The following is a 20,104-nucleotide window of genomic DNA, read 5'->3' as shown; positions in this document are numbered from 1 at the left end:
CTTAACGCAAAACGTTAAATCACAAAACGTTCACCAACCATATTGCCAAAGATCGTTCACCCACTGCTTGGTGGGTGTTTAACGAAACACACTCTTCGTGGAAGAATGTTTCCCTCGTGTTGTCACGAGTACTCTCAGTTACGTCGTTTGAGAGTTGTCACTCACAGCTTTCTCAATGAATAAGAACTTGAGAGCTTTGTGAGATAGAAAATCGCCAACTCAAGAAACACATGAACTGGCGACATGGGACTATCTTAGCCGCAGAGCCGCGTCGGTCAAGGAGCTTCGTCCAAAAAAAATCAGAACTCAGTATTTGTTTTCCAAATCGGTCAAAATCGCCTTTTGGGTTCCTCTGATATTGGACGGTTTCGATCCGTTCCCTGGTTTCTGCTTTTTTTGGCCCTCCTCTGTGTCATCGCTTATGGGATGTGCTTTTTGGCCCGCCGTTTTCCATCTGCCTGTGCCTCTTCCCATAAGGTGCTGTTCTCTCCGATATGGGCTGACAGGCTGGGCACGGGGTACAGGATCTTCCTCTCTGTTCTTTGCAGCCACTTTCCAATGGTGACATCGATATTGCGAGTTCCATTGAAGCGACCTGTTTTTCGGTGCTCAATGACTGTTTTGTCGGTAATGAAATCCCACGCGCTGGCGTTTGAGAATATCATCGCGACTGCACCCCAGACCCACTGTTCACGTAATTCGTGCCAACCCTCTTCTTCCCGATCGTACGCGGACGAACAGAATAGTGAGACGACTCCGATGTCCTCGTGCGGCCATAAGACCTGTTCCAGGTATTTCTTTAAATTTTCTGAGTGTGTGAGTTGTGCATCGTCCTGAACGATCATGTATGCATCAGCATCAGGATTCCGCATGACGAGTTCACTCAGTGATAGGAAGTAATTCGGCCATGCTCCCGTTTGAGCTTCTCGGTAAGTGACCGGAAGGTGAGCGTGCCGTTCAGCAATTTGGACAGCAGAATCGAGAAAGAGCCACGGCGACGACCAGCCCGCCCGTCGCAGGCTGTCAAGAGTCCGGTTTACAGTCGGGGTGCGACGTGGAGATGTTGTCACTCCGACCATCCAGGATTTTACCGGATTCCCTTTTCGATCGAGTGGCAGGCGATTCAAGAGGGATTTTGAATCATCGAAATCTTGGCTTCGATGTTCCGGGCAGAGCAGGCATAGCGAAACCGAGGCATCGGTATGCAACGGATGGAGGCAATTGAACCTCACCTCTGAATTTGTAGAATCTCGCTTTTCGCCAAGGTGGACGCAGTCTCCAAAATGTCGCGTCTCCACTTGCTTGGGAGAAGGTTCGCGGATCACCAGACGGAGTCCTTTTTCCGCCTGCCTCAGGATTGATTTGAGTTCCTTAGGTAACTCTTCGGGGGGGGCGAGTTCGAGGGTCTGCGAGAAAATCAAAGATGAGACCACGGAGTTCCAGCAATCTGGGGAGGGTTCCCGCTCCTGTATGCATGCCTCGCACGCTTTCTCCGAGACAGAGGTCGTCACTGTGTTGTTGTTACTCGAAAAAACATCCTCCACAAACTGGCAGCGAGCGAATTCCTGTCCATCTTTCGTATGAACATTCGTCCGGAAACGGCATTCCGCAGGTTCTCTTCTTAGTGTTTGGATCGACTCTTCGCAAAACTGTTTTCGCGTTTGTTCCTTGTTAAGAATCGCATTCCGGAGTTTGTTAGTCTTGGTGAAGTCGAAGCGGTAGATGATTCGCTGATGGTTGTTTGTTGATGGAATCACGATGACTTCTTCGGGGATTTGGCCCTCCGTCCAGCTTGCAATCGTCTCTTCGGTAATTGCGTGGTGAGATGGATTCTTTGGGCAGTCCCAGCGATAAGGGAAACTGAGGATGGCTTCGCGTGCGATTCTTTTGACTTCCTGAAACGCTGCGACCTGTCGCCCTGTGAGATGTTCCCAAACCTGCAGGGCCACAAACATGTCGTAGTGACCGTCAGGGATTTCCCAAGGTGTCTCCCCGGCATCCTGAATGTAGGTGGGGTAGAATTTGTCATTCCGGTCCATTGTGTCACTCCCCTTGACGAGAGGAAGTCGATAAGCACCAAGTTCGAGGACGGAAGTGGCGCCCGATGCGGCGAGCAGTTCCTGAACTTTTGAATAGAGATCCCAACGTGATTGGTGGTAATATTTGTCAGTCGACGCGAGTTTCTGAAATTCCTCGTAGCTCACAAACTCCATTGATGTCACCCCAGTGGTTGAGTCAGATGTTGGTAGCGCCCCAAGGCTCCGAAGTCGCTCGGTTGAAACTCAGTCTTCAGGAAGATCTGCTGACGCCGAAAAATTTCTTCTCGGTTCTTGTTCCGTAATGAACTTCCGAAACCAGTGACACGACTTTGAGTCGCTGAGGCTTCGTGCCGTCGATATTTTCCAGCGAGATGCTTTGAAACGAAGAATCGCACTCGTCGCGAATGCAGAGCTCTGAGATAAAACTCCGTGTCGAGTCCGCCACGATTCCGTGCGGGCGAGCCAAAATCGGCGAAGCCACCGAGTTCCCGGACAGTCGCCAATTTCATCACGGCAGCCCCGTTGATAATAAAGTGCGTGGCTGAGTTGCTCGGAAGTTTTGCGGTGCGGAGTGATCCGGGCTGAACAGGTTGATATCTGTTTTTGTTGTGGCGTGTGCTGGATCTTCGCTCAAAGTTGTCGCCAAACATTTCAATCGAAGCAGAGAAAATATCTGCTCCTGCAAGAAGCAGGCTGTTGACTGCTGTTGCAATTCGGTCTGGGTTGCTGATGTCGTCTCCATCCTGAATGGCAACGAAATCTGTCTCACAGTATTTCAGGGCATTGTTGAATGACGTGTACTGTCCCAGGTTTTCTCTGTTTCTGTACAGGCGGATATTCGAATATTGGCTCCAGCGTTCAAAGAACTCTTCTGTCGATTGTCTTGAGGCATCATCAATCAGGTGAAGTGTGATCTCGCAATTTTCTTGCTGGAGGACAGATTCGATTGCCTGGTCGACAAATTCAAGTTGATCGCGAAACGGGAGTACGACATCGCAGGAGGCTGCCTCTTGTTGCGGGAACCCGACAGCGTGATGGTTCAGCCGGTTCTCGACGAGTTTGTACCTTGGCGCTTGTCTGGTGGGGGATGTTTGAAATTGAGAGTCGCACTCGACTGTGATTTTTTCAGACAGTACAACCGTACGTTGTTCGTAAACGAAGCGGGTCATCAGGTCGAGATCATGATCTGTTTCAAGTTGCCCGACTCCTCCGCAATCGATTAATGATGGGCGACGAAAGACCAGCGTCTCGACCGGGATTGTTCGGCAAAAATCGATTGTTGGTGTTTCGGCTGGAATTTCCCCCTGTCGAGTCAGCATCGCAGAACCAAATACTTCCCCCCGATGCTGCACCAGTGCTTGAACTGCACTCTGCAGTCGGTCCGGACGGGCAATCGCGTTCGGTGAATGGATTGCAATGAATTCGGAGCAGCACTTGGGGGTGACCAGGTGAACAGCTTCGATTTCAGAGAGGGGAGTCTTCGAGAAATGAAGCGAAGTCTTCAAGTCGCCTGCGAACTCTTCAGCAGCCTGACCGCTTGTTCTTGAGTTACAGACAATGTGAAGGGTTGGAGTGCAGCCTCGCTGTTGGCAAAGACTTTCAAGTGAGTCGGAAGCGAAAGGCTCGTTCCGTGTTAGATTTACGACGACATCACACTCGACGTCCGGAGCGTTCTCTGGGGGTGTCGAAGAGACTCTCGTAACTTGTGCTTTGAGGGGGATGAGAGAACGGAGCCCCGCTTCTGCGTATTGTTTTAACGACTTGGCACGAGCGAGGTCGCAAGCGGGGATTCCTCCCAGTTGTTCGATGTTCCTCGTAACTTCGTACAGCAGGGAAGCCAGAACGCTGTTGAAAAACTGCGGTGAAGCTGCAGTTTCGCCACCACATGCGAGGCACGCGTCCGGCTTCACTTGTCCCCAGTGAGGTTCCTGGAGGCCAGCTATGTCGAGTACGCGTTGGCAAATCGCAGGTGAATTCGGTGAGTGCTCATCATCTTGAGCACGTCGATGACAACAATTCACGAGGCCCGTGTTGCTCATTATTTGCTGGTCGGAGACTTCGAGCAGCCGACTTTGTAGTACTCGCCTTCGAATCGAACTTTGACGCCCTTTGGCGGTCCTCCACCGCAATTATAACCATCTTTGCAGTGGGAACTGATGAGGACCGTCCCTTTCCAGATGCAGTACCCATTTTGAAAAACTCCACCACTGCTGTCGTAAGAGTTAATGGAAAGACTCGTTTCACAATCATCCTGCATTGCTGTGCCCTTTTTTAAGTGTTGTTGCATCGAGTGAGTTTGATGTGAATTATGCTTTGTTCAACCGAGTTCGAAAAGTCTCAGGCTGAAAAGTTGCAGAGATCTCCGATAAGAATTGAGTGAGAAAGCGAGCCCTGTGTTCGCCCGCTTCGATGTATGTTCAATGTTTTTCGTGCCCCTGAAGTTCGCATTCATGCCTTCATAGGCTGCTCGACCGTGTGCTCGTGAAGAACGCGTTTCATCATTAAAGTTGCTGTTCGCTGCGAGGCAGAACCTGTGCGCTAAGTCGAAAGATATTCTAGACTTCGGTTGTCCCAGATAACCAGAGGATCAGTTGTTCCATTTGCATCTGTAGGGGAAGTTGGCTTCTTCCTTTAAGGTCTGAGTCTGCCCGGGCCAGGCGGTTGAGGATACGTTCTGCACGGGGCCTGCGAATGCGACGGAGGTACTTCTCGACGTCGTCAATCTCTTTGTAGAAGACTCCGGCTTCTTTGAGTGCTGCGGGGAGTGTTTTTCCTTGTCGAGACAGCTCTGTCGCGAGTGCGATTTTCTTGAAGACGTAGTTCATCCCCCCGAGAATTTTCTGAGGGGCTTCGCCTGCATGCATCAGTTTTTGCAAACAATTGAGGGCCAAATCTGTCTGACCATCGCGGACAGCGTTGATCATGGTCCAGGTTGTTTCTGCCTTCCACCCTCCGACCAGCGTGCGGACATCTTCCGCTCCAATTTTCTCACGGTCGCCGACGTAAGAAGTGAGCTTCTGAAGCTCCTGGTCCAGCAATCCCATACCTGTTCCGGCAAGTTCCGTCATTAACTGTGCAGCGTCGCGCGTTAAATGCTTTTCGTATTCTTCTTTCGCCTGCATGACGAGCCAGGACGAAAGCTTGCCGCCAGTTAATTCAGAACATTCGATAGCAAGTCCGGTCTTCGCAATCTTCTTGGCGAGCTTTGTGTTACCCGGCCACTTCTTGACCTCGATGACAAGCTTCGATTTTCCGACCGGATTCTCGGCAAAGGCTTCCAGTTGCGGGCGATTTGCGGAGACGAAATCATCAGCATTCTCAACCACCACTAATTTCGAAGGGGTGAACATGGAGACCGTTTGTACTTCATCGCGAACGGCTCTGAAGTCGGTCTCTTTTCCACTGAATCGGGTGAGGCCGATTGATTCTTCAATGGGTGAGCCGAGAAATGTCTGGCAAAGTCCGTCCAGAGTGGACGTTTTTAAGTGTGATTCGTTTCCATAGAGAACGATCATCGACGCGGTTTTCGCATCGTCTTTCTGCTTTATAAAGTCCGTTGCGTGCATGATCGGGTCGGAAATGAATGTTTTTGTTGCATCACCTGAAATGCGTTTTGCTGAACTGGCCCGTAAAGAGCAGTCTGTGAAGTCAAGAAAGTAAGCTTCACGGGCACGATCGGCAATGAAAAATCTCTGGCGTTTGAGTCTTCAATTGGCTCGTGCGTCAGCTTGGCTGTTAGAGCCGTTTGCTCTACCGTTTGCCCGTGAAGAAGGCATTTCTTTAGAACCAGTCCGAAAACCTCTGGAGCAGTCGCTTTCTTCAACGTTTGAGAAAGCAATTTCAAGTTTCAGGATCAGTTCTAGTAAAATGCTGTTCGCCACGAGGCAGAATCTGCAAACCAATTCGAAAGATGCTCTAGTGATCGTGATCATCCGAAAAAATTTGCTTCAGCAGCCGAGAATTACAGACCAACATGCACGTGGTGTACGGGCATGTTGGTTTGTAAGACTCTTGTCTGGTTACTCAACAACAGTGGCTTGTTTGATGTAATCGAGTTCAGGGAAATCGGCTTTGAGGTACTCGTTCCCTTTGCTTTGGACTTGTCCCTGACCGGGGCCACGACCTTGCGGGGCGCCTTCGCCGTATCCGGCGTAAAGAGCATCGACGACTTCCATGCCTTCAGTCACTTTCCCGAACGGGGCAAAGCCCTGATTGTCGAGGAAGCTGTTGTCACCGAAGTTGATGAAGACTTGCGAAGTACGTGTGTTTGGTCCGGCAGTTGCGAAAGTGATCATACCACGAGTGTTGGACTGCGTGGTCGGGTCATCTTTGATCTGTTTATTACGCCATTTCGCTGAGACCGCAGGGTCGCCAGCGATTCCGAACTGCACCATAAATCCTTCGATGACACGGAAAAAGCGAGCTTCGTTGAAAACGCCATCTTCAACAATTTCTTTGAATTGAGCCGCTCCGAGCGGAGCCCATTCCGGGTGGACTTCAACTGTGAAATCCCCTTTGGATGTCTCAAATTTAACTTGATACACGTTGCTTTTCTCCGTTGTCGTCTTGAGTTGATTCGTGTTTTGTTGGCGTCTGCGAGAGTTCGTCAATCAGACTGAAGCAAATTCAATGTTGTCTGATTGTTTTTACGTCCAGTCTTGTGTCGAACAGCATTTCGGAAATGCTATCGCGTCGAAAAGTCTAGAGCAGTTTGCTCTACCGTTTGCCCGTGAAGAACGCAGTTCTCCAGTAAAAATGCTGTTCGCCACGAGGCAGAACCTGCAAACCAATTCGAAAGATGCTCTAGCGAGCATTCGGGGTGAAAAATCACCTTTACTCACTTTTCTCTTCAGGTGACTCAGCCGTTTCGACCTCTTCAGGGAGTATCGTCGCTTTCTTGATGAAGTCGAGCTTAGGGAATTTCTCGTTCAGGTAAGTATTTCCCTGCTGTTGGATCTGTCCCTGATCAGGAGTTTCACCGTATTCAGCATTAATGGAATCAACGATATCCATTCCCTCGATCACTTTACCGAAGGGGGAAAAGCCTTGAGAATCCAGTTGAGCCCCTTCCTTACCGTGGTTGCCGTAGGTGATAAAGACTTGAGAGGTTCGTGAATTCGGGCCGGATGTCGCAAATGAGACCATGCCTCGAGTGTTGGATTCGATCACCGGGTCATCCGGGATCGTATTGTTTCTCCACTTTGCTGAAACTTTGGGATCTCCAGGGATTCCAAACTGGACCATGAATCCAGGGACCACTCTGAAGAATCTTGCTTCATTAAACACACCTTCTTCGATCAGTTTTCTGAACTGAGCCGCACCGCGAGGAGCCCATTCTGGATGGACTTCAATTACGAAATCTCCTCGAGATGTTTCAAATTTGGCTCTGTAAACATCTGCAGCCGGGACAGGATCGTCCGCTGGAGCTGATGAGAGATTCTCCGGCGGGACTGTCTCGAAGGCGCTATTGTCGAAATCTTTCTCTGCGACACAGGAGACGAGAAGGAACGCAAAGGCTGGAATCGCCAGAAATCGGGAAAGGAGCTTCTTGTTCATTATTCACTATTATCGAAAGGAGAAACAGACAGGACCGTGAGTGGAATCGTGATCAACCGAGTCGTTCTTAGAATATTCCGAGCTGATCACGAGCATCCTCAGTCATCCGTTCCGGTGTCCACGGGGGGGACATGACCAGTCGGATTTCGGCTTTCTTGACATCATCAAGCTGCTCAAGTGCCATTTTAGATTGTTGGACAATTTGAGGGCCAGCTGGACAGGCCGGGCTGGTGAGCGTCATATCGACTTTAACTGTTCCCTCATCCTCGGAACCTTCTTCAGCTTGTTCAACTTCGTAAATGAGACCCAAATCAACAATATTGATCATCAATTCAGGGTCAATGACTTGCTTCAGGGCTTCAATCAACTCGGCATCGTCTGCCATTTCGGTATCCTCAGTTCGGACTGTTTTGAGAAGAACCCTATTGTAGATGCCCACACATTGAGAAGAAAGGACCAACACTCCACTTCAAGTGTGCAGCTGAAAAACGGAGAATGGTCGATTCAAATTCGTGAATCAATCTTCACGGTCCGGCCTTCACGAGACGATTGCAAGCTTTTTAGCATGATTTCCGTGACATGACGGGCAAAATTCGCGTTGCTGATGTCTGGCTGCTTCCCTTTTCGGGCACAAGTGACCCATTCCTGATGCGAATTGAGGTCGGGATACCCTCCGGTCTCGACAGATTCCTCGATCAGCGGAGCGTCCTCGTCGACGAGCGAACTGGGCCGCGAAAGGATTAAATCGCTGGTTAAGCTGGGGTTGGTCACTTTGGCGTCGGTTCCGTGGATCGAAAATCCGTACGTTCTTGCTCCATCGCACCAGCCGGTCTCCGCTGTCCCGAGTACACCACTTTCAAATTCCAGGATGATCGTCGCTGTATCTTCGAGTTCTGTCGGCTTGGCAAGAGTCGCCACGCGACAGGTAACCGCTTTCACAGACCCCAGAATCGCAACAAGGTGGGCAATCGAATAGACACCCATATCAAACAACGCCCCGACGTCCGCCTTCTGGGCATCAAAAAACCAGAGGTCGTCATCGGGGTCTTCTTGGAGGATTTCCTGAATTGTCGCGTAGTAAACTTCGGGGCCACCGTGGCTGAACCGTGCAGTTGCGGAAGAGACTGTTCCCAACGTTCCCGACTGCACAGCTTCACGAGCTGCGAGAACGTGAGGTTTAGAGACATACGGCAAAGCAAGAACCGTTCGGTCGCTGGCATTGACCGCTTCGACAAATTGCTCCGATTCGATCAGGGAGGTGCTGAGTGGTTTTTGGATATGAACATGCTTGCCAGCTTTCAGGGCCATGAGTCCATACTTCACATGCAGCGGATGCGGAACTGCAATGATGACTCCATCGATCTCGGGATCAGCGATGATCTCTTCGTACGAATGTGTCCAGCGCGGGACGTTGAACTTGTTGCAGAGGGTTTCCAGCCGGCTTTGTTTTCGTCCCGCCAGAACAACGACTTCTGCGTTTTCAACCTCCTGCATTTCCGGCAGGTGAAGCTTCGACGCAATTCCACCAGTTCCAATGACTCCAACCCGAAATGTTGACATCAATTTCCCTCTCTGCTGTATCAGCCTTGCGAAATCGTCATGAGCGACGACTTTGCGCGAACGGCGATCGTTTCTTAGACCTGAATCGAGACGTCCTTTGAAGAGGCCATGAATTATCGCCGATTGACTCTCGTTGGTTTCACTCTGCTTTTGAGACCGTCAACTTAGAAATGGCCTCAGAAGAGAGTGGAGCATGGTAAATTCGCAAGTCGCTCATTCGACCGCGAAAGTAATCACGAGTTCCAAAGCCGATTCTAACTGGAGCCTTGTTTGCGATGTTCAGATCGGATGCGAATGAGGTCGATGTGGAACTCAATTGACCATCGACATACAAATTCAGTTTGCCTTGATCCCGAACTGCTGCGATATGGTGCCAACCGGGAGAGAGAGTTCGATCATGGGTTGCGACATGGCCAATTGAAATAGAGTGAACACGACCTGCGGGAAGTGTTCCCGCAAACAATTTTCCTTGAAACACAGCCATCGACCAGACTCGGCGATACTTCACGTCCGGCGTCATATCCAGGCGAGCAATTTTCTTCCAGTCCTGTCCGCCATCGAATCGATAGACTTCTCCTGTTGGAAGTGACCCGGCGTACATCTGTCCGTTGTAAACCAGCAGTGGCATGCTTTCTCGCTCATCTCCAAGATGTCCCGCGAGGTTCCATTCAGGCTGTCCGTTTTTTATACCTCCGAAGCGGTAGACGCGGGCATTAGGCCACTCGCTGACATAAAGTTCCCCTTGAAAAACTGCAAATCCGTAGGTTTGAGTCGCATCTGGCAGAGTTCCAAGACTCTCCCACGCTTTCCCATCGTATCTGTAGATCGCTCCTTCATCGTACCCCGTCGCATAAATGTGCCCGTTGTAAACACCCAGGGCCTCGACGCGTTTGCCATTCGGTGTTCCACAATCTGTCCACTTCTTTCCGCCCTCGTAGCGATAGAATCCAGCCGGTTTGTACATCGACGAAGCGTACAGCTTTCCGTTGAAGACGGTCATCCCGTTGATCGCTTCCGTGTTGGGAAGCTGACCGCAGTCAATCCATTCATTGGGGGCTTTCCAGCGGTAAACTCGCCCACCCAGATTCGGATTGTCCGACTCAGCCAATGAAGACCCAGCCAATCGATAACGGCTGACAGCTGCGTAAAGTTCACCATCATGCACTGCGAGTGATGAAACAGAGTTACAGCGATCAGGTGCGCCGAGATCGTGCCATTTTTTTCCGTCAAATCGAAAGACTCGCCCCGATTCTTCAACGCCTGCTTCACACGTTCCTGCAAAGAGATTTCCGTCATGCACTGCCATGGAGAAAATCAGAACTGCATTTCCCAGGCGACCATGATCCGTCCACTCTCCGGGCGCGCTTCCGTTGTCGAGACCAAACTCCACTGTCCGCAATTGTGATTGACTGGAAGTGACACCATGTGCACTATGGATTCCTAGTTGGACTCCCCGGCGAGACTGTGCGTCGTAATGGTTGAAGATGTCTCCCGGGACATCACTCGTTGGGGATTCAATGAAAACTCGGGCTGCAACTGTGAAGTCTCCAGCCTCAGGGATGACTTCATTTGGAAGGTCGATCGACGATGATGTTCCATTGAACTCTGCGCTCCGGACCCCATTTGGTGCAGTTCCAAATTTGACCCCTTGATTCATTCCGTGATGACCGTTCCCGGAATGGTCGAGCGTATCTTGAGTCAACGGATAGTGAGCAACCACTTCAGGCTCATCTGCAATCACTTGAGCCGGAAAGAATAGTACTGCGAGAGAAAGAAGAAGGTGAGAAGAGCGCACAGGTATCGAGGTCATCAGCGAAGCCTTTCCGAAACTGTTTGAGGGTTCGTCAGAACGCGAAGCAGACAGCAAAGTGAAATCTGATCCTAGCGGCTTCTGGTGATCCCGTCAAAAAGGAGAGGAGATTGGAATTGAATACGGTGACTCAGGCTCAGGGTCTTACCCATCCGAGAGGAGTAGTGGCACGCTCAGACTGGAGTGCAGCGTAAGGATGGGCGTGGCGGATTCAGCGTTGACTTCCATTTTTCCATGATGAGAGCATGTTCACAGTTGGTCTGCAGTGAAGTCTCTGCATCTTTGGCAGCTATTCACGACCGGTGACTAAATGGGTTACTGAAGATCTGGGTGGAAGTCACTCGAAGTGGTTTTCAGGAAGCCGTACAATGCTTGCTGGTATTTGAAACATTCTGAACACTACGTATTCCGAACACTGCCAAAGAACAGGACCATGACTCGATATTTACTCTTAGCGGCTCTCATACTTCAGGTTGGAGTTTTTTCAAAAAGCGTCACAGCTGAGGATGCTTCGAAAAGCTTCAAGCTCGAATCGATTGAACTGGGGACAATCAAAAATCTTCATTCATTCGGAGCGACACTGCTTTGTGGACAACCTTCCGCGAGTGATCTGGCGAAAGCCAAGGAACGCGGGATTAAACATGTCATTTCACTTCGCGAACTGGACGAAATCGATTGGAATCAGGCGGAAGCAGTCGAGGCGATTGGGCTGCAGTATTATCACTTTGGTTTTCGATCTCCTGAATCTTTGACAGATGAAATCTTCGAAAGCTCTTTGAAGTTGCTGGCAAATTCTCAAACGTCGCCGGTCATGCTTCATTGTGCTTCGGCCAATCGAGTTGGGGCAATTTGGTTGGCACATCGTGTTCTGAATGATGGCCTTGAACTGGCAGAGGCTCGTGACGAGGCGAAAAAAGTCGGCTTGAAGACGCCAGCTTTTGAGGAAAAGGCACTGGCCTTTATCGAAAATCAGAAAGCCAGGAAAACAGACGTTCCAGAGGGGATCAATGATCGGTTTCTCGACGCAAATCTCGACGTGAGCGAATGGCTCGGACGCTTCGAAATCGAAAGCCGCGAAGTTTACTTTGCTCGCGAGAAAGTGCTCGATGCATGTGCCATTAAACCGGGGGACACGGTTGCCGATATTGGAGCCGGGACCGGATTTTATAGCCGGCTCTTTGCATCGGCTGTTGGTGAAACCGGTTGGGTCTACGCGGTTGATATCTCTCCTCGATTCCTTGAGCACATCAATCGAAAATCACAGGAAGACAAGGTTACGAACATCACAAGCGTCCTCTGTACTGATCAGTCAGTCAGGCTCCCGCCGAACTCCATTGATTTTGCTTTTATTTGTGACACTTATCACCACTTTGAATCTCCGCAAGCAACAATGGCGTCGATACACCGAGCCCTGAAGCCAGGCGGAACACTCGTCGTGATTGACTTCGAACGCATCCCCGGGAAATCACGGGAGTTCATTCTCGGGCATGTCCGAGCCGGGAAAGAGGTCTTTCAGGCAGAGATCGTCGAATCCGGTTTTCAGCTCATCGAGGAACTGACAATTCCGACATTTAAAGAAAACTACCTGCTCCGGTTTCAGAAAAAATAGAAGCAGTCTGGAAGTTTTCGAGATGGTCGCTTTTCTCAGCTTTTGAAAGAGCGAATTCAGGTCTCAGCACCAGTTTAGCACCTCCAGCGAGTGCCTCAATTGCCCTCCTCGTAAGTCTCTACAAACTCTGCAAAAAACGAAGCAGGGCTTTGAGGTGCTGATCGCTGAGAGAGTCGTCGAGTTGATGACCGTAGTGTGTGAAAACTTCTGGGAGCGATTTCGCTCGGGAGTCATGAAAGAAGCTGCGTCGATAACCGACTGCGTTGAGTGATGGTGGGTTGAATTTCTTCAGCCCATGTTCATCTTCCAAGCCGACATCGTAAGTCGAATCAGACGTGTATGTAAGCGGAGGAACGTGACACTCCGCGCAGCCCTGTGAGGTGAAAACTTCGAGACCTTGTGCGATAAGCCGCTTATCCTGCTCATCTTGAGCTGGACGAAAGGGGGGAGGGTGTTCGAGTGTGTGCAGGAAAGCGACGAGATCATTGGCCTGACGCGCACTGAGACCGCCGCCGCGCATGGTGGAATCTCCAGACAGGAGCACTTGATCATGCAAGCTCCTCATCGTTCCGTTCCAAGCCCATGGGTTGTCGTCTCGGCCACCGAGTAAAGATGGGACGCGTTTTGGTGCGCCAGAGTTTCCATCGCCGAAGGTGTCAGCGAGTTGAGTATTTGTGTGTCCGTCGATATGGCAACTTTGACAGCTATACCACCCGAACCGGGAAACGTTCCCATCGAAGAAGAGTTCCTCGCCCCGATCACGTGACGTCGCCTGTGGTTGTGGCCCCAATGGGATGGTCTTGGTCACGAGTTGCCGATTGATATCGATTACTGAAACCGAATCGCTGAGATTATTGAGGCAATAAATCTGCTTTTGATCCGGTGAGATCACCAGGTCAACAGGACGCTTGCCGACTTGAATGCGGTTGCGAACCACTCCGTAAGAATTCATAGCTGCCACCTCGGCAACACCTGCGAGTGCGACAAATCGGTCGGAAGACTTAGCGATATGAATCGCTCCCGGGTCGGCCGCTCCGTCGGAGGGGACGCCGATTTCCTGAATCCCTAAAGATTGAATATCGACTCTGGATTCCGACGTTCTTATGAATTGAAGCTCCTGAACGACATTCTCAAGGACTCGACCCGAAGCAATGTTGTCCGGCGTTGTCGGGACATCAGGAAACAGGATTTGGTGAGTCAACAGGCAGCGGTCAGCTGAAAGAAAGGCAATCCCTCGAATTTGGTGAGCATGGAGTTTTGTCTGTCCGACGACTTTCTCTAATTTCGTGTCAATGACAACGAGCTCTCCTCCGTACGCATCCGCCACAATCAGCAATTTTTTATCGGGTGAGAAGCAAACCTCACTCGGTTCAAACTTCAGAGGAATAGTAGACTGAACTTTGGGAATTGATTCGACCGCAATCAATGAAACGCGACGATCCCACACTGAGCTGACTGCAAGTAATGATTCATCAGGAGAGAGGCACGCGTCTTGAGCACCTCGTCCGATTTCAAGAGCCTGTTGGACCACCAGTTCACCAGGGTGAAGAGATGCGAATAAAACTCGCCCGGTCTTTGCATCGACGATCGCCAGCTGGTGAAGTTGATCGATCCACGTCAGATTGACTGGGCTTCCATCGATTTCAGCTTCCTGCAACTCTCCGGTTGTCGGGTTGAGCAGTGAGATCGTCGAGGCACGCTCATTGGCGATTGCTAAGACTTCCGCCTCAGGGATCCAGCACATTGATACCGGACGTCGGCGAAGCGGTTGCTGAGGTTCTCGGAAAGTGTGCCGAGATACAGGTTCAGTGGCGAGAAGCAGGGTCGAACTGCACAGGGCAGAGAAAAGCAGGAACTGAAATAGTCGAGATGTAGGCATCGCTCAGCGACTTTCACATCAATATCACCATGACGCGCCAGCACCTTTCACGAAGTGATGGATGCTTCTTTTAGCTGAGATCTTTGAATGCGTCCCAACTCAGATATCCAGTAATCGCCGCACAGATGATAAAGAGAATGTCCATTAAGAATGTATGTTCAGACCCGGAGAATGGAACTCCCAGGACAAGATCGGCAATCGCTGCCAAGGCAACTAATACTGAAACGACCATCGAAGCAATCACTGCTTGTTTGGGAAGGTCTTTCATGTTCAATCTCTGCTCTACGGCGTAAAAATCTGAAGTAGGGAAGGCATCGACGAAACATCACCGCAAGTGCCATGTCTCAGTGTAGTCTCTCTCAGTATAGTCTCGCACGCCTATCAAGGAACAGTTCAGTAGAAATTTCTTCTGAACCAAAACGAACGAAAGTTTTCAGGAAAAAACCTTGCAAATCGTACCGGGCTCGTGAATGGCATCATCGGGAATAGCTGTACAATTCCACCAGGTTGCGGTCGGGATCAAAGATGTAGAGCTGAGTCGGTCCATCGGGCCTCTGTTTTGGACCTGCAACAATCTCGATTTCGAGCTCTTCCAGTTTTTGGGCCGCTTGCATTGCATCGTCGACTTCGAACGCAAAATGACGTGTGCGGCTGATCAAGCATTCTTCGGGAACAAAGCTGTGTGCCGGCCCAGAGTCATCATGCTCGAGGATTAAATGGATCTGAGTTGTTCCTGCCTGGAACCAAAGCCCGGCAAATCGAAATCCCGGGCGATCGACTTCCTGCATCCCGAGAAGGTCTGCGTAAAATTTCCGCGAAACGTCAAGGTCTTTCACGACCAAGGTGACGTGGTCAATTCGTTTGACTTGGATGTTGGGAAGAGGCATGGGGTTGGCGACTTTGGCAATAAAAACGGGTCTGCTATTCGATATTCTGGATCATCTCGCGCATCTTCTCGATCGCAGCTTTCATGTCCACAACGCGATGTGCGATTTCGATATGATTTGCTTTCGAGCCGATAGTGTTGACCTCCCGGAACATCTCCTGGCCGAGGAATTCCAGTTTTCGACCCGCCGCTTCGTTGCCATCCAGCAATGTGCGGTATTGCTGCAAGTGAGACCGCAAACGGGTCACTTCTTCAGTAATATCGCAGCGGTCAGCGAACAGGCTTGTTTCCCGAAGCAGGTCGTTATCGTCAACTTTGACGCTCGTTGATTGCAGCAACTCGTTGACACGGTTCTTCAGCCGGTCTCGGTAATCGACGATCACTTGCGGAGCAATTTTTTCAATCTCGTCCAGATTTTCTTCGATCTTACTCGAGAGCGAGTTGAGCTCGTCCCCCATGGACTCGCCTTCTTGAATGCGGAAGTCCTGAAATCGCTTCAGAGCTGCGAGAATGACTTCTTCAAAGAGCGGCCAGTCACCCTCGTCGACCGATTTGTCGTAATTGTCTTTGAGAATTCCGGGGAGTGAAAGCAGGGGGGACAGATCCTTGGGCGGATCGGTATTAAGTTCCGCAGCGATATCTTTGAGTTGCGTCCAGTACTGCTGCACTGCGAGTTGATCGATCGTCGCAGCTCGCTGGTCTGCCAACTGCCGAACTCGCAACGAAACGGTTAAAGTTCCTCGTGCAACATTTTTTCGAATCAGGCGTTCGATGTTTGATTCGAGTGCCAGGAAAGCATCCTGGCAACGAACTGAAACTTTCAGATGTCGATTGTTGACGCTGCGAATTTCAGCGGTGACAGAGACACGTTCATTTTGACCACTGGCATCACCGTGGCCTGTCATACTTAACAACACGGGAGTCCCTGCTGGTTTGCGGCGTGGCCATCAAGCCGGCCAGTTGATGTTAATTTTCAGGAGCAGGTGGAGTTGTACCATCCGCTTCTGGAGTTGTCGTGCTGCTGGCCTCTGCATCGGTGTCAGCGGGAGGAGCGACGGCGTCTTCTTCGGGGGTTGCGTTGTCCTGAGCGTTGGCATCATCACCAGCATCATCGCTGGTTGCGTCGCCGGGTGTCGCGCCAGCACTCATTTCTCCGGCAGGTGCCAGGCTTCGTTCGAGGCTGGTCGCTGCACTTCGCATTGCACATCCCCCGATTCCTGCCAGTAAAACCCAGATCGTTGCAGTGACCACGGTAATCCAGGTGAAGACATCACCCGCTTTGGTTCCGAATGCACTCTGCCCGCCTGCACCACCAAACGCCCCAGCAAGGCCGCCTCCGCGCCCCCGTTGAAGCAGGATAATGATCATCAACAGAAAGCCGGAAAGTAGCAACAAAATTTGAAGAATAAACGCCAGCGTACCCACGATGTGGTCCTTTCACAAATTCTGAAACGATCCCTGTTTCGGAGTCGATCGTGTCAGCGATCTTTTCAGTCTGTGTCTAAGTTTGGTGGTTTCAGTGGAAGATGAATATCGATTTCTGAGAAATGCTGCAATGGGACTCTGGGTGGGAACCTCTCACGAGTGCTCAAATTGAGCTCTAAACGTCATGCGGTTTTGAGGAGTCTGAGGCACACTCGCTGGCGTGCGTCGGACTCGAATCCGTGACATTTTGTGAGAGGCGGACCACTTAATTACTCTTAATTGAGTGACCCATTGTTCGCTGTTCTCAGTTTCATCTTCGTTTGGCGAGAGCAAGTTGCTCTCTCGTTGCCCGTGGAAAACGGGTTTCGTCAGTGATATTACATCTCTCCACGAGGCATCTCGTGAATGCGATTTCAAAAATACTTTAGGAAGAAACCTTAACGCCTGCCTCGATGATTGGCAAAAAGTTCTCTGGTATGAGGCTTGCTCCTCCAACCAACGCTCCATCAACATTGGGCTGAGAGAGCAGGTCTTCGGCATTATTTGGTTTCACACTTCCTCCATAGAGGATGCGTGTTGCGTTCGCAACGTCTGCACTATAACGGCTTTCCAACCATTTGCGAAGATGATCATGGGCAGATTCCGCTTGCTCTGGGGTTGCGGTTTTTCCGGTTCCAATTGCCCAGACAGGTTCGTAAGCGATGACGACATTCGCCATAGCTTCGGCGGAGACATCTTTGAGCCCACCGTCCATTTGTCGATCAAGAACGGATTTGGTCAATCCGCTCTCTTCTTCTTCCAGAAGTTCGCCAACACACAAAACAGCCTGAAGCCCTTTCTCGAGTGTTTTCAGTACCTTACGGTTAATGTCTGCGTCCGTTTCACCAAAGACGTGGCGTCGTTCGCTATGTCCCAGAATGACTGACGAAGCTCCCACGTCGGTCAGCATTTCGAGGGAAGTTTCCCCGGTGAATGCCCCTGATGCTTCGAAATGACAGTTCTGAGCACCGACTTGAACTTGCGTACCGGCCACTGCTTCAGTGATTGGAATGAGGTAAGGAAACGGAGGGCAAATTAAAACATCAACGGTCGCAGTTGCGTTTGAGCTTCCAGCTGCAATAGCTTTGGCGAGTTCCGTTCCTTCTTCTCGCGTGGTATTCATTTTCCAGTTACCAGCGATGAGATACCGACGCATTGATCAATTCCTTAATGTTTTAGAAGTTCCAACAGTAATGTGGGAATCGTGTCTATTGGGATCGTTTGATTCACTCATTCTTCTCAATACCCATTTCTGAGCAATCTGAGAATTGAGAGATGATATTTAAGTTTTTGGATGAGTTCTTAGAGTTGCAAATTTCGAGAGATGCGACCGATACCTATGAACTCAAAACGGAGACCATTCACAGAGTGAATTGATGCTCCATCCCCTTAAGGCGGGTACGAGTTTCTTCTGTTTTGGGCGGAAGATCTTAGCTCTTCCAGTTGAAAAGGCGAGAATCTTAGCAAAACACCCCATATGCAGCGATTCGAACAGCCCCGGATTCTCTGATTTCTCTGAATCGAAACAAACATTCTTACTGATTCTGAGCAGAAAATGATGCCCTTTAACGTTTGTTTTTCCTAAAGAGGTGCGGGAAACGGGACGAGTGCAGCGGTCAGCCGTTCATCGGACTGCTAAACTTTGAAGCGTTCGGCAATTTGGCTCAGGGAGAAAGTAACGTGGCTCAAAGGGTTCGAAAAGGTCTCGCGACTTGGCTCACGGGCAGCTCCTCGCCGATTTTCGTTCTCGATCATCGTAGAGTTGTCCTGGTTTTCAACCGTGGGTGCGAGTTGCAAACCGGCTGGTCTGCGGGAGATGTGATTGGAAAAACATGCCAACTGATCAGCCGTGGGAATCCGGAATTGATCGAAACTTTGACAGGGACTTTGTGTCCTCCAGAGTCTGTCCTTCAAGGTGAATCCGTCGTTGTGCCTTCTGTGTTGCACCGAAAAAGCGGTGAGTCGCAGCATGTGAACATCCATTTTTTTCCTCTCGTGAAAGAAGACTCCCCTACGCCATCGCAAATTTTGGGGCTGATTCAGCACCGAGACTACGACGGAATTGAGCTGGTCCCACCGAGTTTGCTGCAGCGATTTGAATTGGAGGAGCACCTTTCCGAATTACATCGAAAGTATTCCTCGCACTCTTTAATCGCGGTTTCGGCCGAAATGCGCAGAGTTGCGGCACAGGCTCAGGTTGCCAGAAATTGCTCACTCGCAGTTCATCTCGTTGGAGAAAAAGGAGTCGGCAAGGAACATGTAGCCCGCATGATTCATTACGATTCCCCGCTGGGCGAACAGCGTTTTCTTCCAGTTGAGTGTGGAACCTTGTCTCATTTTGAGCTCTCGCGATTCCTGCGCCGACTGTTTGAGCAGAGTGAGACGGAGTTCGAAGGGTGTACCGTTTACCTGAAGAATGTTGAGCTTCTTGCCGGAGATCTACAGGTCGAGTTGCTGGATCACATGAAGAGCAGAGACTCCATCCGCTGGATTTCCTCCTCTGAAAAAGCGATCGAGAATTTCGATTCCGAACACTTTCAAAGGGAACTCATTTGCGAGTTGACCCCTCTGACTCTGGCCATCCCGCCGTTACGTGATCGGCAAGCGGACCTGCCTCTTCTGGCCACGCATCTTCTTCAGGATGCAAATCGTCAACGCGAGATCCAAATCGAAGATGTTTCGGAGGAGGTGTTACAGGAGTTTGAATGCTATCAATGGCCGGGGAATGTTGAAGAGCTTTCAAGAGTTCTCTTCCAGGCTCAGCAAGCTTGTTCCGGGGCGATCATTGAGGTTGAACATCTGCCGGTCTTTTTTCAAGCCGGACGCGACGCACAAAGCGTACGCCCACGACAGATTACGCAAAGTCTGGAGGAAATTCTGGAAGCGACCGAGAGGGAAATTATCACTCAGGTTCTCGATTCGGTCCAAGGCAATAAAAGCATGGCTGCCGAAAGACTCCAGGTTCCAAGAGCAAAACTTTATCGCCGCCTTGCAGCACTCGGAATCGAGTCACCAGGCGAATCGTGATTCGCTTCAAGTTTTGCGATCAGGCTGAGAGGAGATTCTTGAACGTAATCAATGGCAGAGCATGCATATAAGAAATTTTAGAGACGGTCTGGTGCTCTAGAGCATCTTTCGAATTGGTTTGCAGGTTCTGCCTCGTGGCGAACAGCATTTTTACTGGAGAAATACTTCTTCACGGGCACACGGTAGAGCAAACTGCTCTAGAACCGGTCCTGAAACTTTGCTTTTAGTGTACAAGTTGGTTTGGGATTTGCATGTGTTTCTTCTCAGAAAGGAG

General features: G+C 50.4%; 18 protein-coding genes. 3 read left to right on the top strand and 15 right to left on the bottom strand.

The window, feature by feature from the left end; genetic code table 11:
* Nucleotides 1-419 precede the first annotated feature (419 nt).
* From ACN0YR_RS24465 to holA, 4 genes are all read right to left on the bottom strand, one after another.
* Nucleotides 420-2,213, bottom strand: a complete 1,794-nt coding sequence (locus tag ACN0YR_RS24465) for a hypothetical protein (protein WP_417851837.1) — start codon at nucleotides 2,211-2,213, stop codon at nucleotides 420-422.
* A gap of 5 nt (nucleotides 2,214-2,218) precedes the next feature.
* Complete coding sequence (locus ACN0YR_RS24460; protein WP_417851836.1) at nucleotides 2,219-4,078, bottom strand: glycosyltransferase family 2 protein; 1,860 nt, start codon at nucleotides 4,076-4,078, stop codon at nucleotides 2,219-2,221.
* Complete coding sequence (locus ACN0YR_RS24455; protein WP_417851835.1) at nucleotides 4,078-4,296, bottom strand: hypothetical protein; 219 nt, start codon at nucleotides 4,294-4,296, stop codon at nucleotides 4,078-4,080. The genes ACN0YR_RS24460 and ACN0YR_RS24455 overlap by 1 nt, the downstream gene beginning before the upstream one ends.
* Nucleotides 4,297-4,594: 298 nt before the next feature.
* On the bottom strand, nucleotides 4,595-5,605 hold the full coding sequence (gene holA, locus ACN0YR_RS24450; RefSeq protein WP_417851834.1) for a DNA polymerase III subunit delta: 1,011 nt from the start codon (nucleotides 5,603-5,605) through the stop codon (nucleotides 4,595-4,597).
* Between the two features lie 115 nt (nucleotides 5,606-5,720).
* Between holA and ACN0YR_RS24445 the strand changes: the two genes are divergently transcribed.
* Complete coding sequence (locus tag ACN0YR_RS24445; RefSeq protein WP_417851833.1) at nucleotides 5,721-6,089, top strand: hypothetical protein; 369 nt, start codon at nucleotides 5,721-5,723, stop codon at nucleotides 6,087-6,089.
* Here ACN0YR_RS24445 and ACN0YR_RS24440 read toward each other — a convergent pair.
* The 5 genes from ACN0YR_RS24440 to ACN0YR_RS24420 form a co-directional block, all read right to left on the bottom strand.
* Complete coding sequence (locus ACN0YR_RS24440) at nucleotides 6,059-6,583, bottom strand: peptidylprolyl isomerase (protein WP_231739799.1); 525 nt, start codon at nucleotides 6,581-6,583, stop codon at nucleotides 6,059-6,061. The two genes, ACN0YR_RS24445 and ACN0YR_RS24440, sit on opposite strands and share 31 nt — an antisense overlap.
* A gap of 289 nt (nucleotides 6,584-6,872) precedes the next feature.
* Nucleotides 6,873-7,595 carry a peptidylprolyl isomerase gene (locus ACN0YR_RS24435; RefSeq protein WP_417851832.1) on the bottom strand — a complete coding sequence of 241 codons (723 nt, stop codon included), beginning with the start codon at nucleotides 7,593-7,595 and terminating at the stop codon, nucleotides 6,873-6,875.
* Between the two features lie 67 nt (nucleotides 7,596-7,662).
* Entirely contained in the window at nucleotides 7,663-7,980 is a 318-nt protein-coding gene (locus tag ACN0YR_RS24430; RefSeq protein ID WP_417851831.1) for a metal-sulfur cluster assembly factor, read from the bottom strand.
* Between the two features lie 119 nt (nucleotides 7,981-8,099).
* Nucleotides 8,100-9,155 carry a Gfo/Idh/MocA family protein gene (locus ACN0YR_RS24425; RefSeq protein ID WP_417851830.1) on the bottom strand — a complete coding sequence of 352 codons (1,056 nt, stop codon included), beginning with the start codon at nucleotides 9,153-9,155 and terminating at the stop codon, nucleotides 8,100-8,102.
* Nucleotides 9,156-9,294: 139 nt separating this feature from the next.
* The gene (locus ACN0YR_RS24420; protein WP_417851829.1) at nucleotides 9,295-10,965 is read right to left on the bottom strand and encodes a LamG-like jellyroll fold domain-containing protein; all 1,671 of its coding nucleotides are present in this window, start codon (nucleotides 10,963-10,965) and stop codon (nucleotides 9,295-9,297) included.
* A gap of 433 nt (nucleotides 10,966-11,398) precedes the next feature.
* Between ACN0YR_RS24420 and ACN0YR_RS24415 the strand changes: the two genes are divergently transcribed.
* The gene (locus ACN0YR_RS24415; protein WP_417851828.1) at nucleotides 11,399-12,574 is read left to right on the top strand and encodes a methyltransferase domain-containing protein; all 1,176 of its coding nucleotides are present in this window, start codon (nucleotides 11,399-11,401) and stop codon (nucleotides 12,572-12,574) included.
* Between the two features lie 118 nt (nucleotides 12,575-12,692).
* Here ACN0YR_RS24415 and ACN0YR_RS24410 read toward each other — a convergent pair whose 3' ends face one another.
* The 6 genes from ACN0YR_RS24410 to tpiA form a co-directional block, all read right to left on the bottom strand.
* Nucleotides 12,693-14,453, bottom strand: a complete 1,761-nt coding sequence (locus tag ACN0YR_RS24410; RefSeq protein WP_417851827.1) for a cytochrome c peroxidase — start codon at nucleotides 14,451-14,453, stop codon at nucleotides 12,693-12,695.
* Nucleotides 14,454-14,523: 70 nt separating this feature from the next.
* The gene (locus tag ACN0YR_RS24405; protein ID WP_417851826.1) at nucleotides 14,524-14,721 is read right to left on the bottom strand and encodes a hypothetical protein; all 198 of its coding nucleotides are present in this window, start codon (nucleotides 14,719-14,721) and stop codon (nucleotides 14,524-14,526) included.
* Between the two features lie 208 nt (nucleotides 14,722-14,929).
* Nucleotides 14,930-15,340, bottom strand: coding sequence for a VOC family protein (locus tag ACN0YR_RS24400; RefSeq protein ID WP_417851825.1), 411 nt, complete (start codon nucleotides 15,338-15,340; stop codon nucleotides 14,930-14,932).
* Between the two features lie 34 nt (nucleotides 15,341-15,374).
* The gene (locus ACN0YR_RS24395; protein ID WP_417851824.1) at nucleotides 15,375-16,256 is read right to left on the bottom strand and encodes a YicC/YloC family endoribonuclease; all 882 of its coding nucleotides are present in this window, start codon (nucleotides 16,254-16,256) and stop codon (nucleotides 15,375-15,377) included.
* 49 nt (nucleotides 16,257-16,305) lie between these two features.
* The gene (gene secG / locus ACN0YR_RS24390; RefSeq protein WP_417851823.1) at nucleotides 16,306-16,764 is read right to left on the bottom strand and encodes a preprotein translocase subunit SecG; all 459 of its coding nucleotides are present in this window, start codon (nucleotides 16,762-16,764) and stop codon (nucleotides 16,306-16,308) included.
* Nucleotides 16,765-17,188: 424 nt separating this feature from the next.
* Entirely contained in the window at nucleotides 17,189-17,959 is a 771-nt protein-coding gene (gene tpiA, locus ACN0YR_RS24385; RefSeq protein WP_417851822.1) for a triose-phosphate isomerase, read from the bottom strand.
* Between the two features lie 524 nt (nucleotides 17,960-18,483).
* On the opposite strand from tpiA, the gene ACN0YR_RS24380 reads away from it, so the two are divergent.
* Nucleotides 18,484-19,830 carry a sigma 54-interacting transcriptional regulator gene (locus tag ACN0YR_RS24380; RefSeq protein WP_417851821.1) on the top strand — a complete coding sequence of 449 codons (1,347 nt, stop codon included), beginning with the start codon at nucleotides 18,484-18,486 and terminating at the stop codon, nucleotides 19,828-19,830.
* The last annotated feature ends 274 nt before the right edge of the window (nucleotides 19,831-20,104 follow it).

The organism is Thalassoglobus sp. (genome assembly GCF_048270125.1).
Taxonomy (GTDB): Bacteria; Planctomycetota; Planctomycetia; order Planctomycetales; family Planctomycetaceae; genus Thalassoglobus.
This window is presented reverse-complemented; position numbering and strand designations above follow the sequence as displayed.

What these genes read in the sequence shown, in the direction of transcription:
- ACN0YR_RS24465 (WP_417851837.1), bottom strand. Translation starts at nt 2,213, where the DNA reads ATGGAGTTTGTGAGCTACGAGGAATTTCAGAAACTCGCGTCGACTGAC.
- ACN0YR_RS24460 (WP_417851836.1), bottom strand. Translation starts at nt 4,078, where the DNA reads ATGAGCAACACGGGCCTCGTGAATTGTTGTCATCGACGTGCTCAAGAT.
- ACN0YR_RS24455 (WP_417851835.1), bottom strand. Translation starts at nt 4,296, where the DNA reads ATGCAGGATGATTGTGAAACGAGTCTTTCCATTAACTCTTACGACAGC.
- holA (WP_417851834.1), bottom strand. Translation starts at nt 5,605, where the DNA reads ATGCACGCAACGGACTTTATAAAGCAGAAAGACGATGCGAAAACCGCG.
- ACN0YR_RS24445 (WP_417851833.1), top strand. Translation starts at nt 5,721, where the DNA reads ATGAAAAATCTCTGGCGTTTGAGTCTTCAATTGGCTCGTGCGTCAGCT.
- ACN0YR_RS24435 (WP_417851832.1), bottom strand. Translation starts at nt 7,595, where the DNA reads ATGAACAAGAAGCTCCTTTCCCGATTTCTGGCGATTCCAGCCTTTGCG.
- ACN0YR_RS24430 (WP_417851831.1), bottom strand. Translation starts at nt 7,980, where the DNA reads ATGGCAGACGATGCCGAGTTGATTGAAGCCCTGAAGCAAGTCATTGAC.
- ACN0YR_RS24425 (WP_417851830.1), bottom strand. Translation starts at nt 9,155, where the DNA reads ATGTCAACATTTCGGGTTGGAGTCATTGGAACTGGTGGAATTGCGTCG.
- ACN0YR_RS24420 (WP_417851829.1), bottom strand. Translation starts at nt 10,965, where the DNA reads ATGACCTCGATACCTGTGCGCTCTTCTCACCTTCTTCTTTCTCTCGCA.
- ACN0YR_RS24415 (WP_417851828.1), top strand. Translation starts at nt 11,399, where the DNA reads ATGACTCGATATTTACTCTTAGCGGCTCTCATACTTCAGGTTGGAGTT.
- ACN0YR_RS24410 (WP_417851827.1), bottom strand. Translation starts at nt 14,453, where the DNA reads ATGCCTACATCTCGACTATTTCAGTTCCTGCTTTTCTCTGCCCTGTGC.
- ACN0YR_RS24405 (WP_417851826.1), bottom strand. Translation starts at nt 14,721, where the DNA reads ATGAAAGACCTTCCCAAACAAGCAGTGATTGCTTCGATGGTCGTTTCA.
- ACN0YR_RS24400 (WP_417851825.1), bottom strand. Translation starts at nt 15,340, where the DNA reads ATGCCTCTTCCCAACATCCAAGTCAAACGAATTGACCACGTCACCTTG.
- tpiA (WP_417851822.1), bottom strand. Translation starts at nt 17,959, where the DNA reads ATGCGTCGGTATCTCATCGCTGGTAACTGGAAAATGAATACCACGCGA.